Genomic DNA, 15,426 nt, shown 5'->3' on the forward strand with positions numbered 1-15,426 from the left:
CCTCCTAATTCTCATGCGCATTGCCACAAATGAAAGAAAGACCTGATTCGCATTTTCAGCGAATCAGGTCTTTGGATTTGTGAATTTAATGCGAAGTGATGGGGCGGGGATTCGTCGCAACTTCTTGGAATATTGTCGTAACTATTCATGTTATTGTCTCAACTTTTTGGATTATCGTCGCAACTTTCCTAGTTATTGTCTCAACTTCATGGATTATCGTCGCAACTATCCAATTYCCTCCTAATTCTCATGCGCATTGCCACAAATGAAAGAAAGACCTGATTCGCATTTTCAGCGAATCAGGTCTTTGGATTTGTGAATTTAATGCGAAGTGATGGGGCGGGGATTCGTCGCAACTTCTTGGAATATTGTCGTAACTATTCATGTTATTATCTCAACTTTTTGGATTATCGTCGCAACTTTCCTAGTTATTGTCTCAACTTCATGGATTATCGTCGCAACTATCCAATTCCCTCCTGATTCTCATGCGCATTGTACAAATGAAAGAAAGGCCTGATTCGCATTTTCWGYGAATCAGGTCTTTGGATTTGTGATTTAATRWGAAGTRATGGGGCGGGGGTTCATCGWAACTTCTTGGATTTTCGGCTCAACTATTCATGTTATTGACTCAACTTTTTGATTATCGTCGTAACTTTCCTAGTTATTGTCKCAACTTCACGGATTATTGTCGCAACTATCCAATTCCCTCCTAATTCTCATGCGCATTGTACAAATGAAAGAAAGACCTGATTCGCATTTTCAGCGAATCAGGTCTTTGGATTATACGCTTGGAATGATGACTAATTCTTTAGGGTACTTCGTTAAGACCTCGACGCCATTTTTTGTAACAACCACGTCGTCTTCAATGCGAACACCCGTTATGTTTGGATCATAAATTCCTGGTTCAATCGTAAAGACCATGCCTTCGATTAATTCCATTTCATTATTACCTGTAACTGAAGGGAACTCATGAACCGAAATACCAAGTCCGTGGCCTAAGCGATGTGTAAAGAATTCACCGTATCCAGCTTGTGTAATCACATCACGTGCGATTTTATCTAAATCCATTGCACGTACTCCAGGTTTGACGGCATCAACTGCATCTTGTTCTGCTTTTCTTACTGCTTCATATACTTCTTTTTGAGCATCTGAAGGTTCTCCGAAAGAAACGGTACGCGTAATATCAGAACAATATCCTTTGTAGATAACACCTAAATCAAATAAAATGAAATCGCCTTTTTGAATTTTTCGGTCACCTGGTTTCCCGTGAGGGGATGCCGTTTTTGGTCCACTCAACACCATCGTATCAAATGACATGTGAGCGATTCCTTTTTTCTTTAAAGCAAGTTCGATAGCTGTTAGAATTTCTAGTTCAGTCTTACCTTCAGCAATCTCACTTACACCGACTTCAATCGCATAATCTGCATATTCAGCAGCTTTACGAAGAATGACTAATTCACTTTCATCCTTCACAACGCGCATAGAATTCAGTTGATCGTCTAATCGAGCAAATGAAGCTTGTGGGAATAACTCTTGAAGAGCTTCCAAACGTTCAACAGTCATATGTGATTTTTCAATTGCAAGTTGAGCAATGTTAACCCCTTTACGTTCAATCGCTTCTTTTAATAACTGCCAAGGTTGATCTGTATCTTGGTGACCAACAACATCGAATGACCATCCGGCTTCTTTAGCATCTGGTACTTCCATTTTCGGACAAATCATAAGTGGTTCAGCATCTTTAAAAATGACAACACCTAATAAACGCTCATGGGGATTACTTTGGAATCCAGATACGTAAAACACGTTGTCGGGTGTTGTGATAAACGCTGCGTCGAGATTGTTTTCGGATAAATATGTAGAGATTTGATTGATTTTAGTCATAATAACACTCCTTTTTCAACTTTCTCCCTTAAGCATATCAAAAAACAGGAGATTCGACATTCATATCGAATAAATATTAGTATGAAATAAAGGAGGTTGAACTAAATGTATGTAACTTTTCATGGACATTCCGTGGTCAAAATAAAAACGGGAGAGTATACGATATTAATTGATCCATTTATTACGGGAAACAACTTGACTGATTTAAATGCAGAAAATGAAAAGCCAGATGTCATTTTATTGACGCACGGTCATAACGATCATGTAGGGGATACGGTAGCGATTGCAAAAGCGAATGACACGTTGGTTGTTGCTCCATTTGAACTTGCAGAGTATTTGTCTTGGCAAGGTGTGAAAACACATGCAATGCATATTGGAGGAGCAAGACAATTTGAATTCGGGAAAGTTAAATTTACTCAGGCATTCCATGGGTCATCCTATGAAACGGAAAATCAAGAAATTATTTATACCGGAATGCCAGCAGGAATTTTATTTATGGCTGAAGGAAAAACGATCTACCATGCAGGAGATACTGCGTTATTTGGTGATATGAAGTTAATTGGTGAAAGACATCCAATTGATTTAGCGTTCTTGCCAATTGGTGATAACTTTACAATGGGTATTGATGATGCAGCTTACGCAGTGGARTTATTGAATCCACAAGCAGTTGTGCCAATTCATTACGATACTTTCCCTCCAATAAAACAAAACCCACAGGACTTTAAAGATTTAGTTAAAGGTGCGACAGTACACCTCCTTAGTTCTGGTGATGGAATCGAATTGTAAAAAGAGAAATGCACGGAAAGCTACAGACTTTCCGTGCATTTTTGTGTAAATAAAAACCAATGGTTTGTGATACACTAACATTACAACGATTGTTTGGAAAATAGGTGATTAAATGGTTACAAAACACGAACAAATATTGCAATATATTGAGTCTTTGCCCGTTGGAGATAAAATCTCTGTTAGACGAATCGCAAAAGAACTTCAGGTTAGTGAAGGGACAGCCTATCGTGCAATTAAAGAGGCTGAAACTCAACGATATGTGAGCACAATCGAACGAGTTGGAACTATTCGAATCGAAAAGAAAAAGAAAGAAAATATCGAACGTCTAACGTTTGCTGAAGTTGTAAATATTGTGGATGGTCAGGTGCTAGGTGGGAAAAGTGGTTTACATAAAACGTTAACCAAATTTGTTATCGGAGCTATGCAATTAGAAGACATGATGCGTTATACAGATGCAGGGAGTCTTCTCATTGTTGGGAATCGAGTGAAAGCCCATTTTACTGCTCTTAAAGCAGGAGCTGCAGTTTTAATAACTGGTGGATTTGAAGCATCAGAATCTTTGAAAAAAGTAGCTGATGAGTTGGAACTTCCAATTATTTCGACAAGTTACGACACGTTCACAGTTGCGACAATGATTAACCGTGCAATTTATGATCAGTTAATTAAGAAAGAGATATTGTTCATTGAAGATATCTATGTACCTTTCCAAGAAACCGATTTTTTGCGTGCCAACGAAACCGTTTCAGCTTATCATGAAAAAAATGTTCAAACATTGCATGCTGGTTTCCCAGTCATTGATGGAAACCAAAAAGTGGTGGGTATCGTTACAGCAAGAGATGTGATTGGAAAAGAGCATCGTGATTCAATTGAAAAAGTAATGACGAAAAATCCGATTACATTGACTATGAAAACGAGTGTAGCTACTGCAGGACACCGAATGATTTGGGAAGGCATCGATTTAATGCCTGTTGTCAATGATAACGGAATTTTAGAAGGAGTCATTAGTCGTCAAGATGTATTGAAGGCTCTTCAATTAGCACAACGACAACCGCAACAAGGTGAAACAATCGATGATATTGTCAAAAATCAAATGAAAGTTTCGCAGGAAGATGAACTCACGATAGAATTCACAGTAACTCCGCAAATGACCAACCAGTTTGGTGCCATTTCTTATGGCGCATTCACCACACTCTTAGCTGAAGTGGGCAATTATGCGTTGAAAAACAAAAAGCGTGGAGACAGTGTGGCTGAAAACATGACCATCTACTTTATCAAACCTGTGCAGATGGATAGCGTATTGACAGTACGGCCAAATATTCTTGATATGAGCCGGAAGTTTGTGAAAATGGAATTCGATGTGTTAAATGGGCAAGTTTTGGTTGGTAAAGCGATGATGATGTTCCAATTGTTAGAGAGGTAAAATAAAAAAGTGATGCTAGGTAGCATCACTTTTGGTTTAAACGAAATTCTTCTTCTACAAATTGGCCATAGTGTTTTGCGACACGGAAGTAGTAAACCATCGCGTACAAGCCAATGACAATTAACACACCTGAAATGACATAAGTTATAGTCGATGGGAATAAAGTTAATTGGTTAATACCAAAGAAAAACAATAAACTTCCAAGTGCAATTAACGAACGATTCGCATACCATTTTTTAGCGATAGGTAATTCACTCCGAAATTGTTTTGTTTTAAAGTAAAAATAAAACACAAACGACAAAACTATTAAAACTACAAATAGTGCATTTATCATTGTAGACCTCCTGTTATTAAATGAAACTGTCATTATTGTATCGACATTTGCATGGAATTGCGAATCGTAATTATGAAAGGTGGAAGGAAAAATACATGAAGCGTCAAATCATAGACACAATATCTACATACGAAACCATTATCATTCATCGACATGTTCGACCTGATCCAGACGCATATGGTTCCTCAATTGGCTTAAAAGGGATTTTACAAGCGAGCTATCCGGATAAACAAATTTTTGTTACAGGAGAGCATGAGGAAACGCTCAGTTTTCTGGATCAGCCAGATCAAGTGACCGATGAACAATTCGAAGGGGCGCTCATTATTGTTACGGATACTGCCAATACAGAGCGCATTGATGATCAACGTTATAAAACTGGTGCATTCCTCATTAAGATAGACCATCATCCGAATGACGATGCTTACGGGGACTTATTATGGGTGAACACACAAGCAAGTTCGGCAAGTGAAATGATATATGAATTATTCGAAGAAGGAAAAGCGAGTGCAAACTGGAAAATGTCTGATGGAGCTGCGCGGATTTTGTTCGCAGGCATCGTAGGGGATACAGGGCGCTTTATGTTTCAAAGTACCAGCAAGAAAACATTCGAAACTGTTGCAGATTTGATTACATATGACTTCGATCGCACAGAACTTTTTAACGGCATGTATGAAGTAGACAGAAATTTATTGCATCTACAAGGACATATTTATCAACATTTTATTATTGATGATAATGGGGCGGCATATATCAAATTGCCACTCAAAACACTAGAAGAATTCGGAGTGACAGCAAGTGAAACTTCTCTTTTAGTTGGCTCTCTTGGCAATGTCAAAGGAATTAAAGCATGGATTATGTTTATAGAAGAAGAGGACCAAATTCGTGTTCGACTTCGCTCTAAAGGGCCTATTATTAATGAATTGGCTAAGGAATATGGAGGTGGAGGTCATCCACTTGCATCCGGAGCATCAATCTATTCGTGGGATACTGCAGATGAAGTGATCACTAAGTTGAAAAAATTATGTCTGTAAGTTGAAGAAGGGGTGAAGGAACGATGAATCCAGTTTATCCGCAAGTAGGTACATCAGCAGACCTACTGAATAGTACGATTCGCTTGGAATCATTGATTCCTTTCCTTCAACATCAACAAGCGAAAACTGTAGCCATTACAAATAAACGTTTGTATGGTGTTTTGCCTTTTTATCAGGAAGTTAAAAAAGCAGGACTTCATCCCGTTATTGGACTAACCTGTCGAATTGAAATTAGTGAAGAAAACAGTGCGGACGTACAAATATATGCAAAATCAAATATTGGTTATCAAAACTTATTGAAAATTAGTAGTGCACTAGAAGTAAAAGGACTATCGGCACTTCCCTTAAAGTGGTTACAAGCCTATAAACAAGATTGTTTAGTTGTGGTTAGCATGCCAAAACAATCATCACTGGACGCTAAGGAATCTATACTTGATGCGTTGAAAAATAGTCTTGGTTCACATATTTTAGGTGGAATTGAACGACCTGGTGGAATAGTTGATAGTCATGAAAATGAATTCATTACTCTCTGTGAAGAAAGACAAATCCAACTGATGGCTACTCATCAAGCAAAATATGTATCTGCTAAAGATGCGTTTGCTTATGAAGTGGCGCAAGCGATTGCGAATGGTGTGAAGTTAAACGACATAAATCGACAAAAGCCTCTTCATGAACATCATTATTTACCTACGCGTGAACAATGGATTGAATGGTTTGCTGATCATCCCGAATGGCTTGAACAGACAGAGCGAAGTCTCGAGAGCTGTCACGTTGAACTTGTTTCGAACCAACTACATATGCCGAAATTCCCAGTACCAGAAAATGTCCTTACAAAGGACGTCTTACGTGAAAAATGTCTCGAAGGTCTTAATACACGCTTAGAAAAACTGACTGACAAGTATAAAGAACGTCTGGAAATGGAGCTCAAGGTCATTAATCAAATGGGCTATGCAGATTATTTTTTGATAGTGGCGGACTTTATGGAATATGCAAAAAATAAACAAATTTTAACTGGACCTGGTCGTGGCTCTTCTGCAAGTTCACTCGTCGCGTATTCATTATTTATTACACATGTAGATCCACTTGAATATGGGTTATTGTTTGAACGTTTTTTAAATCCAGAACGTATATCGATGCCCGATATTGATATCGATTTTGCGGATTACAGAAGACATGAAGTTATACAGTACGTGGCTAAGAAATATGGAAATTCACACGTTGCACAAATCGTAACGTTCGGCACACTATCCGCTAAAGCAGCAGCGAGAGATGTGGCACGCGTATTCGGATTTGATAGTTCAGTTCTTGACATGATATCAAAACAACTACCTAATAAACCGGGTATTTCATTTGATGAAGCTGTTAATAGCTCCCACCACATAAAAAAATGGATGGAACTAGATAAAACACACCAAAAATGGTTTGACATAGTAAAAGAGCTTGAAGGATTACCTAGGAATGCCTCGACACATGCCGCAGGGGTCGTTTTATCACCTGTTCCATTAGTGGACTTATTACCAATCGAAGAAGGACAAGATGGTATGTATTTAACCCAGTGGCCAATGAAAGAAGTTGAGCAGAGCGGTTTGCTGAAAATGGATTTTCTAGGATTGCGAAACTTAACTATTCTTGAAAGAATTCGCACGATGATTTGGTTTGATCAAAATAAATGGTTAGAGTTCGAGAAAATTCCTCTACATAATGAAGAGACATTCAAACTTCTTCAACAAGGCGACACTACAGGAGTCTTCCAATTAGAATCAGACGGTATGAGACAAGCATTACGTGATATTAAACCATCTCATTTTCTGGATATCGTGGCAGTGAATGCTTTGTATCGACCCGGCCCGATGGACAATATACCAACATATAAACGCCGAAAACATCGTGAAGAAAAAACGGTATATGTTCATCCGATGCTTGAACCTATCTTAAAAGAGACGTACGGCGTAATTGTTTACCAAGAACAAATCATGCAAATTTCATCGAAAATGGCTGGTTTTTCTTTTGGTGAGTCAGATATTTTAAGACGCGCGGTCAGTAAAAAAAATCGACAAGTTCTCGATGAGCAGCGCCAACACTTTGTTGAAAGTGCTCAACAAAATCAATTTTCGAAGCAGGAAGCAAATGAAGTATACGATTTAATTGTTAGATTTGCTGATTATGGTTTTCCGAAAAGCCATGCAGTTGCATACAGCTTAATTACATATCAAATGGCATACTTAAAAGTTCAGTACCCTGCCTATTTTTATGCATCGTTGCTAACTTCTGCAACAGGTAATCAGGAAAAAATCATGCGCTTAATACAAGAAGTTAAACATCATAATATTGCACTTTTGCCCCCTTCAATACACAAAAGTGGTTTATCATTTCGTGTAGAAAACGGCGCGATCCGCTTTGGGTTATCGGCTATTAAGGGTGTTTCTAATGTGTTTTTAAGAACCTTAATGGAAAACCGTAAATACCAAAAACCAATATGGCAAGATATTTTTGAGTTAGCAGCGAGTTTATCTGCGGAGCAATTTTCTCGAAAGCAAATTGAACCTTTAATAAAAGCCGGGGCACTCGATGGTTTTGGACAAGATAGATCCACTTTACTAGCAACTCTTGATGCAGCAGTAAAGTACGCAGAACTCGTCCGTCCCAATGTAGAGAACGACTTATTCGATGGAGATGTTATATCTTTTGGCAAGCCGAAGTATGTAAAAAATACCGAGATGCCTGAGATGATAAAGCTCCAATTTGAACGAGAAATTTTAGGGTTGTATATGTCAAATCATCCCGTAGAGCGTCTGAAAAAGGAATTGCATTTCCAAGGTACAGCTATTCAAGATGTTAAAGCTGAACAAAATGGACGGTCAGTTGTCATTATTGGCATGATTGAAGAGATTCGAAGAATTCGGACGAAAAAAGGAGAGGCGATGGCATTTGTTACTGTCCAGGATGAAACTTCTGATGTTTCGTGTACATTGTTTCCAAAGGACTATGCTCATCACAATCTATTAATTAAAGAACAAAATGTAATCTCAGTTGAAGGCATAGTTGAGTGGAGACAAGGTAAGCCACAAATCATTGTCAAAAATATGCGTGCAATGTCGAAAAAACAACCCAACTAATTTTTGTTGGGTTGTTTTTTAATTTTCCATTGCATGACAAACGATTTTTTTGTATGATAGGTTCATTGAGTGGTCAGACCACTTTGAAAAAAATGKAAGTCTGAGGAACGGAAATGACCAAACAAACGACAAAAATGTATTTACAGATCGTTCGTGAACTTCGTCTTCTTATTGAAAAAGAAAATATTCGACCGGGTGGAAAAATACCATCTGAACGTGAATTAGCGGAGCGACTCCAAGTAGGAAGATCGACCGTTAGAGAAGCACTACGCAGTTTAGAGCTGTTAGGCTTAATTGAAACGAAACGTGGCGAAGGAACGTTTTTAACGGATTTTCGTAACCATAAATTAGTTGAAGTTTTATCGACATTTATCTTACAAGACACGAAAACAGTTGGAGATATTCATGTAACACGTGAAATACACGAAAAAGAAGCCATCCGAATTGTTGCAGGAACACCAACATTAAATCAACTACCTGTATGGAGTAGTTTACTAATGCAATTGCAAGAGGATGAGAGCATAGTGAGAGAAGATCTGATTCGCGAAATCCTCATCTCTACCAATAATCGATTATCATTAAAAATGTGGTTTTTATTGAAGCAATACGGAGATGAGCCTTTTCAAGGTCATTCAGAAAAAGACGAAAACCAACATATTCAACAACTCTTAAATGCTATTATCTCAGGAGAAATTGAACACGCAATTCACTCATATAGGGGGTGGATAACTTGGTTATCACAAGGGAGAGAGATTATATGATTCGAGATATATTTTCAAGAAACCGTAAAAGCAAATATGTGACGATACCTAACAATTTATCGAAAACGGATGTTCCTGAAGGCATCATGACAAAATGTCCAGAGTGTAAACATATCGGTTTAACAAAAGATTTAAAGGAAAATAAAAAAGTTTGTCCAGGTTGCGATCATCATTTTAAAATGACAGCTAATGAGCGAGTGGCGATATTCTTAGATGAAGGAACGTTTGCTTCTTTGGACGATCATTTGCAGACCGTTAATCCACTTAATTTTCCTGKGTACACAGATAAAATTAAATTAGATAGTGAAAAAACAGGGTTAAACGAAGCGGTACTAACTGGCAGTGGATTACTTGATGGACGTAAAGTTGTAGTGGCAATCATGGATTCCCACTTTCGCATGGGGTCTATGGGTTCGGTTGTTGGTGAAAAGATTACACGTGCTGTTGAAGAAGCAACGAAACAAGGTGTACCTTTTATTATCTTCACAGCTAGTGGTGGAGCTCGAATGCAGGAAGGTGTTCTATCGTTAATGCAAATGGCGAAAACGAGTGTGGCACTTAAGCGTCATAGTGAAAAAGGGAATCTGTTTGTTTCTATATTGACGCATCCGACAACTGGTGGAGTGTCTGCAAGTTTTGCTTCTTTAGGCGATATCAACTTAGCTGAACCTAAAGCATTAATTGGCTTTGCTGGTCGTCGGGTCATTGAACAGACTGTTCGTGAAAAACTTCCAGAAGATTTTCAAACGGCTGAGTTTTTGTTAGCTCATGGTCAACTTGATGCAGTCGTTCATCGTTCTAAAATGAAAGAATCACTCTCGACTCTTGTGAAACTTCATTCGAAAGGGGCTCATATCAATGGTTAAAACACTTCCTTTTGAAGAGCCAGTCGTTCAACTACGCGATAAAATTAGTGAGTTAAGAGATTTCACTTCAAACGCAGAGGTTGATTTATCGACTGAAATTCAACATCTAGAAAATCGACTTGAAAAACTAGAAAATGATATATATATCAATATGCAACCTTGGGATCGTGTTCAAGTGGCGAGACATCCAGAACGTCCCACTACACTTGACTACATTCGTGAAATGTTCACTGATTTCATTGAACTTCACGGGGATCGATCTTATGGGGATGACGAAGCAATTGTTGGTGGAATCGCAGCATTTAATGGATTACCGATTACGATTATCGGTCATCAACGAGGAAAAGATACGAAAGAAAACATTCGACGCAATTTCGGTATGCCCCATCCTGAAGGATATCGAAAAGCACTAAGATTGATGAAACAAGCCGAAAAATTTGGTCGCCCTATTATTTGTTTTATCGATACGAAAGGTGCATATCCTGGTAAAGCTGCAGAAGAGCGCGGACAAAGTGAAGCAATTGCCCGTAATCTTTTTGAGATGGCTGGACTAAAAGTACCTGTTATTAGTGTGGTTATTGGAGAAGGTGGAAGTGGTGGAGCATTGGCACTTGGTGTGGCTAACCATATCCATATGTTAGAGAACTCCACGTACTCTGTAATTTCACCTGAAGGGGCTGCATCGATATTATGGAAAAATCCAGCACTTGCTAAACAAGCAGCTGAAGCCATGAAAATCACAGCACCTGATTTAAAACAAATGGGCATCGTCGATGAAGTCATACAAGAAGCAATTGGTGGAGCTCATCGAGATTCTAAACAACAAGCAATCTATTTAAAAGAAGCATTGGAGCGCTCAATTGCAACTCTTAGCAAACTAAGTGAAGATGAATTAGTTGATGATCGATATGAAAAATTTAGAGCAATAGGTGAATTCACAGAATGAGGATGCGAAAGTCGCATCCTTTTTTTTTTACTAACAATGAGTATTCAAAAGTGTTAATGTGAATATAGGATTAGGCTAAGGAGGGACACTCAATTGAAAAAAATAGGTGTTTTAACGAGTGGTGGAGATGCACCAGGTATGAATGCAGCCTTGCGTGCAGTAGTCAGAAAAGCGATTTATCACGACCTAGAAGTTATGGGTGTTTATAATGGCTACCAAGGTCTGATAGATGGAAAAATTGAACAGCTCGATTTAGGTTCTGTAGGAGATATTATTCAACGAGGTGGTACCAAGTTGCATTCAGCTAGATGTCTTGAGTTTAAGACGGAAGAAGGTCAACTAAAAGCCATTGCTCAAATGAAAAAGCATGGGATTGAAGGTTTAGTAGTGATTGGTGGAGATGGATCTTACCGTGGGGCTATGGCTTTAACGGCAAAAGGTTTTCCATGCATTGGTGTACCAGGAACAATTGATAATGATATTCCAGGAACTGATTTCACAATTGGGTTTGATACAGCACTTAATACGGTTATTGATGCAATAGATAAAATTCGGGACACAGCTACTTCTCATGAACGAACATTTATCATCGAAGTAATGGGACGCGATGCTGGCGATTTGGCTTTGTGGGCGGGTTTAGCAGGTGGAGCAGAAACAATTGTCATTCCTGAAGAACCGTACGATTTGCCAGATATATTAACCCGACTTCGCAGTGGACATGAGCGTGGGAAGAAACATAGCATTATTATCGTGTCTGAAGGCGTGATGAATGCTAATGCATTCTCAAAACTACTAAAAGAACATGCTAATATAGATTCTGTAGTTTCCGTACTGGGACATGTCCAACGCGGTGGTTCGCCAACAGGCCGCGACCGTGTATTGGCTAGCCTATTTGGTGCTCGAGCAGTTGAGATGTTAATGGAAGGTCATGGAGGACTTGCGATTGGCATGCGTAATCATCAAGTGGTAGACTATTCAATGACAGAGGCTTTCGAAGGGAAGCATAAAGCGGATTTAACTATGTATAAACTATCAAAAGAATTAGCCATCTAATGTTGGAGAGGATATAAAAATGAGAAAAACAAAAATCGTATGTACAATTGGCCCAGCAAGTGAATCACCAGAAATGCTAGAACAATTAATCGAATCAGGAATGAATGTTGCGCGCTTAAACTTTTCCCACGGAAACCATGAAGAACATGGGGAACGAATTAAACGGATACGTGAAGCTTCTAAAAAAACCGGAAAAATCGTCGGTATTCTTTTAGATACTAAAGGTCCAGAAATTCGTACTCACCAAATGGAAAATGATGCTATAGAGTTAGAATCTGGACAATCTTTAGCTATTTCTATGACGGAAGTTTTGGGGACCAATGAGATGTTCTCTATTTCATACGGTCAATTAATTGAAGACGTTCAAGAAGGGTCTGTCATTTTATTAGATGATGGATTAATTGAACTTCGTGTTTCTAGTGTAGATCATGAAGCAGGTTTAATTCATACTGTTGTCTACAATGCTGGCACATTAAAAAATAAAAAAGGGGTTAATGTACCAGGTGTTTCTGTACAACTCCCAGGTATTACTGAAAAAGATGCACAAGATATTTTATTTGGCATTGAGCAAGATGTTGATTTTGTAGCTGCATCATTTGTTCGTCGTGCAAAAGATGTAATGGAAATACGTGAATTACTTGAAAATAATAATGGCGGACATATTCAAATTATCCCGAAAATCGAGAACCAAGAAGGTGTCGATAACATAGATTCTATTATCATGGTGTCCGACGGTTTAATGGTAGCACGAGGAGACTTAGGGGTAGAAATTCCAGCTGAAGAAGTACCATTAGTTCAAAAAAGTTTAATTAGTAAATGTAATGACGCTGGGAAACCAGTGATTACTGCGACACAAATGTTAGATTCTATGCAACGCAATCCACGTCCTACACGTGCGGAAGCGAGTGATGTTGCGAATGCAATCTTTGATGGAACAGATGCTATTATGTTATCTGGTGAAACTGCAGCAGGCATGTATCCAATTGAATCTGTAACGACGATGGTTAAAATTGCAATTCGTACAGAAGATGCACTTGACTATCGAGCTATTGTTTCCGCAAAGAGTAAGATTAAAGAAGTAACGATGACAGATGCGATCGGACAAGCAGTCGCACATACGTCTATAAATCTAAAAGCTAAAGCAATTATTGCACCAACTGAAAGTGGTCATACAGCTAAAATGATTTCGAAATATCGACAAGGTTCTCCAATCATTGCTGTCACATCTACTGAAAGACCATCTCGCAAACTAACATTAGTTTGGGGTGTGTACCCGATTGTGGGCACTAAAGTAGGTTCAACTGACGAAATATTAGAGCTTTCAGTTGAAGAAAGTTTAAAACATAACTATGTCAAACATGGTGATTTAGTCATTATTACTGCGGGTGTGCCAGTAGGTGAAGCAGGTACAACAAACTTAATGAAAGTTCACATGATTGGTGATATTGCAGCTAAAGGGCAAGGTATCGGTAAAATGGTTGCTTTTGGACAAACTGTTGTTGCAAACAATGCGGAACAATTGAAAAATATCGATACAACCGGATCAATTATCGTAACGATTGGTTCTGACCGTGAAATGATGCCTGCCATTGAAAAATGTGCTGGACTTATCACTGAAGAAGGCGGGCTAACTAGTCACGCTGCTGTAGTAGGATTAAGTCTTGGTATACCAGTAATAGTAGGCGTGAAAAATGCGACAATATTAATAAAAAATGGTCAAGATGTAACAATGGATGCTGAATCTGGAGTAATTTATCAAGGACATGCAAGCGTATTATAAAAAGCTTTTCTAATTATGCTCCACTTTTAAATACGGTTAAATACAAAATGCCTCAACGCAGTATTGTTGAGGCCATTTTTATAGGAGATGTCGGAAATGAAATGGTTAGCATTGATCTTTATCGTTGTTCCTGTGCTCGAAATAGGTATCTTACTATGGTCTGGAAATACATTTGGCTTACTACCGACCATCATTATCATCCTTGGAACAGGAATATTAGGCGCTTATTTAGCAAAAAAACAAGGGTTAAAAGCGATACGTGATGTCCAAATTCAGATGAAAAATTTCCAAGCTCCAGGGGATGCCATGGTCAACGCAGTATTTATATTTGCTGGTGGCCTGTTGTTGCTATCACCCGGTTTTATTACAGATTTATTTGGTTTCTTATTTTTGTTTTCACCTACAAGACAACTGTTTAAGCCCCTGGTCTATAAGTGGATTCGTTTAAAAATGAAAAATGGTCAAATCATTGTGATGTAAACCATTTATGTTGACTAAAGTGGACTGCTGCCAGTAATAAAAATGGACTAAGTAATATGCCTGGAACACCAAACAGTAGTAAAGAACATGCGCTAATGAAAAATACATGAACCGCACGAATATGCATAGTATTCGCCCATAAAAATGACTCTAATAATTGTCTAGTTAATAATATAAATGCATACAGAAGAAGAATAATAATCCCGAGGGTTGTTTGCTTCGTTAACACGAAAAAAGCTGCCATCGGGATTAAAACGATGCCTGTCCCTAAAAACGGCAAGGCATCAGCAAAAGATATCAAAAACGCAAGTCCCAAAGGAGAAGAAAAGTGAAGAGCTTTGAACCCTATGCAAAGTTGCAAGAATGTCATCAAAAACAACAAAACTTCTACTTTTGTAAACTTCTCAAAAAGATCCATTGCTTTCGAAAATAATGGCTTTATGGTTTTGCGCGTAGTACTCGGTAAATAGATGAAGAACCAGGTACGGGACTTCAATGACTCTTGCAATGCGAAAAAAAGGGCAACTAAAAATACGAAGGTCTCGACGAATTGTGCTGGAAGGTGTTGGATAAATAAAGTGATTTTTTTAAGAACGCTTTCACTAACCATCGATAAAGCTTCAATAACGGATTGCCAATTCACCCTATTTGTTTGAAGAAGTACTTGCAATTCTTCTAAATGAAAACGCAATGGATATATTAATTCAAAAAGTTCTTTTACAACCAATGTGGCACCAAAAATGATGGATGCTAATAAGGCGATTTCAAAGACCAAAACGGATAACCATCTAGGTAATCGGGTAGTTTTATGTATCCAATACACAATGGGATGCAAAAAATATGCAATTAGTATGGCGATAGTAACCGGATAAATCAGCCATGTTAAAATAAGAATAATAGCTACTGGTATCCATTTCTTTAAAAAAATCGCTACGTTTTCATGCACTTTTCTACCTCCATTAAGGTATGATT

13 protein-coding genes are annotated in these 15,426 nt (G+C 38.3%); 10 read left to right on the forward strand and 3 right to left on the reverse strand.

Annotated elements, in window-relative coordinates; genetic code table 11:
• Positions 1-780 precede the first annotated feature (780 nt).
• A complete protein-coding gene (locus AC1DOS_RS11010; RefSeq protein ID WP_477537535.1) occupies positions 781-1,881 on the reverse strand; it encodes a M24 family metallopeptidase in 1,101 nt (366 codons plus the stop codon).
• Positions 1,882-1,986: 105 nt separating this feature from the next.
• Between AC1DOS_RS11010 and AC1DOS_RS11015 the strand changes: the two genes are divergently transcribed.
• Positions 1,987-2,667 carry a metal-dependent hydrolase gene (locus AC1DOS_RS11015; protein WP_477537536.1) on the forward strand — a complete coding sequence of 227 codons (681 nt, stop codon included), beginning with the start codon at positions 1,987-1,989 and terminating at the stop codon, positions 2,665-2,667.
• Between the two features lie 112 nt (positions 2,668-2,779).
• Positions 2,780-4,087 carry a DRTGG domain-containing protein gene (locus tag AC1DOS_RS11020; RefSeq protein WP_108585363.1) on the forward strand — a complete coding sequence of 436 codons (1,308 nt, stop codon included), beginning with the start codon at positions 2,780-2,782 and terminating at the stop codon, positions 4,085-4,087.
• Positions 4,088-4,112: 25 nt separating this feature from the next.
• Here AC1DOS_RS11020 and AC1DOS_RS11025 read toward each other — a convergent pair whose 3' ends face one another.
• On the reverse strand, positions 4,113-4,421 hold the full coding sequence (locus AC1DOS_RS11025; RefSeq protein WP_477537537.1) for a YtpI family protein: 309 nt from the start codon (positions 4,419-4,421) through the stop codon (positions 4,113-4,115).
• Positions 4,422-4,516: 95 nt separating this feature from the next.
• Between AC1DOS_RS11025 and AC1DOS_RS11030 the strand changes: the two genes are divergently transcribed.
• From AC1DOS_RS11030 to AC1DOS_RS11065, 8 genes are all read left to right on the forward strand, one after another.
• Complete coding sequence (locus AC1DOS_RS11030) at positions 4,517-5,452, forward strand: DHH family phosphoesterase (protein WP_477537538.1); 936 nt, start codon at positions 4,517-4,519, stop codon at positions 5,450-5,452.
• Between the two features lie 23 nt (positions 5,453-5,475).
• Positions 5,476-8,568, forward strand: coding sequence for a DNA polymerase III subunit alpha (dnaE, locus tag AC1DOS_RS11035; protein ID WP_477537539.1), 3,093 nt, complete (start codon positions 5,476-5,478; stop codon positions 8,566-8,568).
• A gap of 113 nt (positions 8,569-8,681) precedes the next feature.
• Positions 8,682-9,329, forward strand: a complete 648-nt coding sequence (locus tag AC1DOS_RS11040) for a FadR/GntR family transcriptional regulator (protein ID WP_108585359.1) — start codon at positions 8,682-8,684, stop codon at positions 9,327-9,329.
• Positions 9,326-10,195: an acetyl-CoA carboxylase, carboxyltransferase subunit beta gene (gene accD / locus AC1DOS_RS11045; RefSeq protein ID WP_477537540.1), complete on the forward strand. Its 870-nt coding sequence runs from the start codon at positions 9,326-9,328 to the stop codon at positions 10,193-10,195. The genes AC1DOS_RS11040 and accD overlap by 4 nt, the downstream gene beginning before the upstream one ends.
• Positions 10,188-11,141, forward strand: coding sequence for an acetyl-CoA carboxylase carboxyl transferase subunit alpha (gene accA, locus AC1DOS_RS11050; RefSeq protein ID WP_108585357.1), 954 nt, complete (start codon positions 10,188-10,190; stop codon positions 11,139-11,141). Before accD ends, accA begins: the two co-directional genes overlap by 8 nt.
• A gap of 93 nt (positions 11,142-11,234) precedes the next feature.
• The gene (pfkA, locus tag AC1DOS_RS11055) at positions 11,235-12,194 is read left to right on the forward strand and encodes a 6-phosphofructokinase (protein ID WP_477537541.1); all 960 of its coding nucleotides are present in this window, start codon (positions 11,235-11,237) and stop codon (positions 12,192-12,194) included.
• Positions 12,195-12,213: 19 nt separating this feature from the next.
• Positions 12,214-13,974: a pyruvate kinase gene (pyk, locus tag AC1DOS_RS11060; RefSeq protein ID WP_477537542.1), complete on the forward strand. Its 1,761-nt coding sequence runs from the start codon at positions 12,214-12,216 to the stop codon at positions 13,972-13,974.
• Between the two features lie 96 nt (positions 13,975-14,070).
• Positions 14,071-14,454 (forward strand): FxsA family protein, encoded by a 384-nt coding sequence (locus AC1DOS_RS11065; RefSeq protein WP_477537543.1) that lies wholly within the window; start codon positions 14,071-14,073, stop codon positions 14,452-14,454.
• Here AC1DOS_RS11065 and AC1DOS_RS11070 read toward each other — a convergent pair.
• Complete coding sequence (locus AC1DOS_RS11070; RefSeq protein ID WP_477537544.1) at positions 14,441-15,400, reverse strand: AI-2E family transporter; 960 nt, start codon at positions 15,398-15,400, stop codon at positions 14,441-14,443. The two genes, AC1DOS_RS11065 and AC1DOS_RS11070, sit on opposite strands and share 14 nt — an antisense overlap.
• Positions 15,401-15,426: the final 26 nt, after the last annotated feature.

This window comes from Paenisporosarcina sp. P5_A11 (assembly GCF_056400705.1).

Coding starts and splice junctions, on each gene's coding strand:
- AC1DOS_RS11010 (WP_477537535.1), bottom strand. CDS start 1,881: ATGACTAAAATCAATCAAATCTCTACATATTTATCCGAAAACAATCTC.
- AC1DOS_RS11020 (WP_108585363.1), top strand. CDS start 2,780: ATGGTTACAAAACACGAACAAATATTGCAATATATTGAGTCTTTGCCC.
- AC1DOS_RS11025 (WP_477537537.1), bottom strand. CDS start 4,421: ATGATAAATGCACTATTTGTAGTTTTAATAGTTTTGTCGTTTGTGTTT.
- AC1DOS_RS11030 (WP_477537538.1), top strand. CDS start 4,517: ATGAAGCGTCAAATCATAGACACAATATCTACATACGAAACCATTATC.
- dnaE (WP_477537539.1), top strand. CDS start 5,476: ATGAATCCAGTTTATCCGCAAGTAGGTACATCAGCAGACCTACTGAAT.
- AC1DOS_RS11040 (WP_108585359.1), top strand. CDS start 8,682: ATGACCAAACAAACGACAAAAATGTATTTACAGATCGTTCGTGAACTT.
- accA (WP_108585357.1), top strand. CDS start 10,188: ATGGTTAAAACACTTCCTTTTGAAGAGCCAGTCGTTCAACTACGCGAT.
- pyk (WP_477537542.1), top strand. CDS start 12,214: ATGAGAAAAACAAAAATCGTATGTACAATTGGCCCAGCAAGTGAATCA.
- AC1DOS_RS11065 (WP_477537543.1), top strand. CDS start 14,071: ATGAAATGGTTAGCATTGATCTTTATCGTTGTTCCTGTGCTCGAAATA.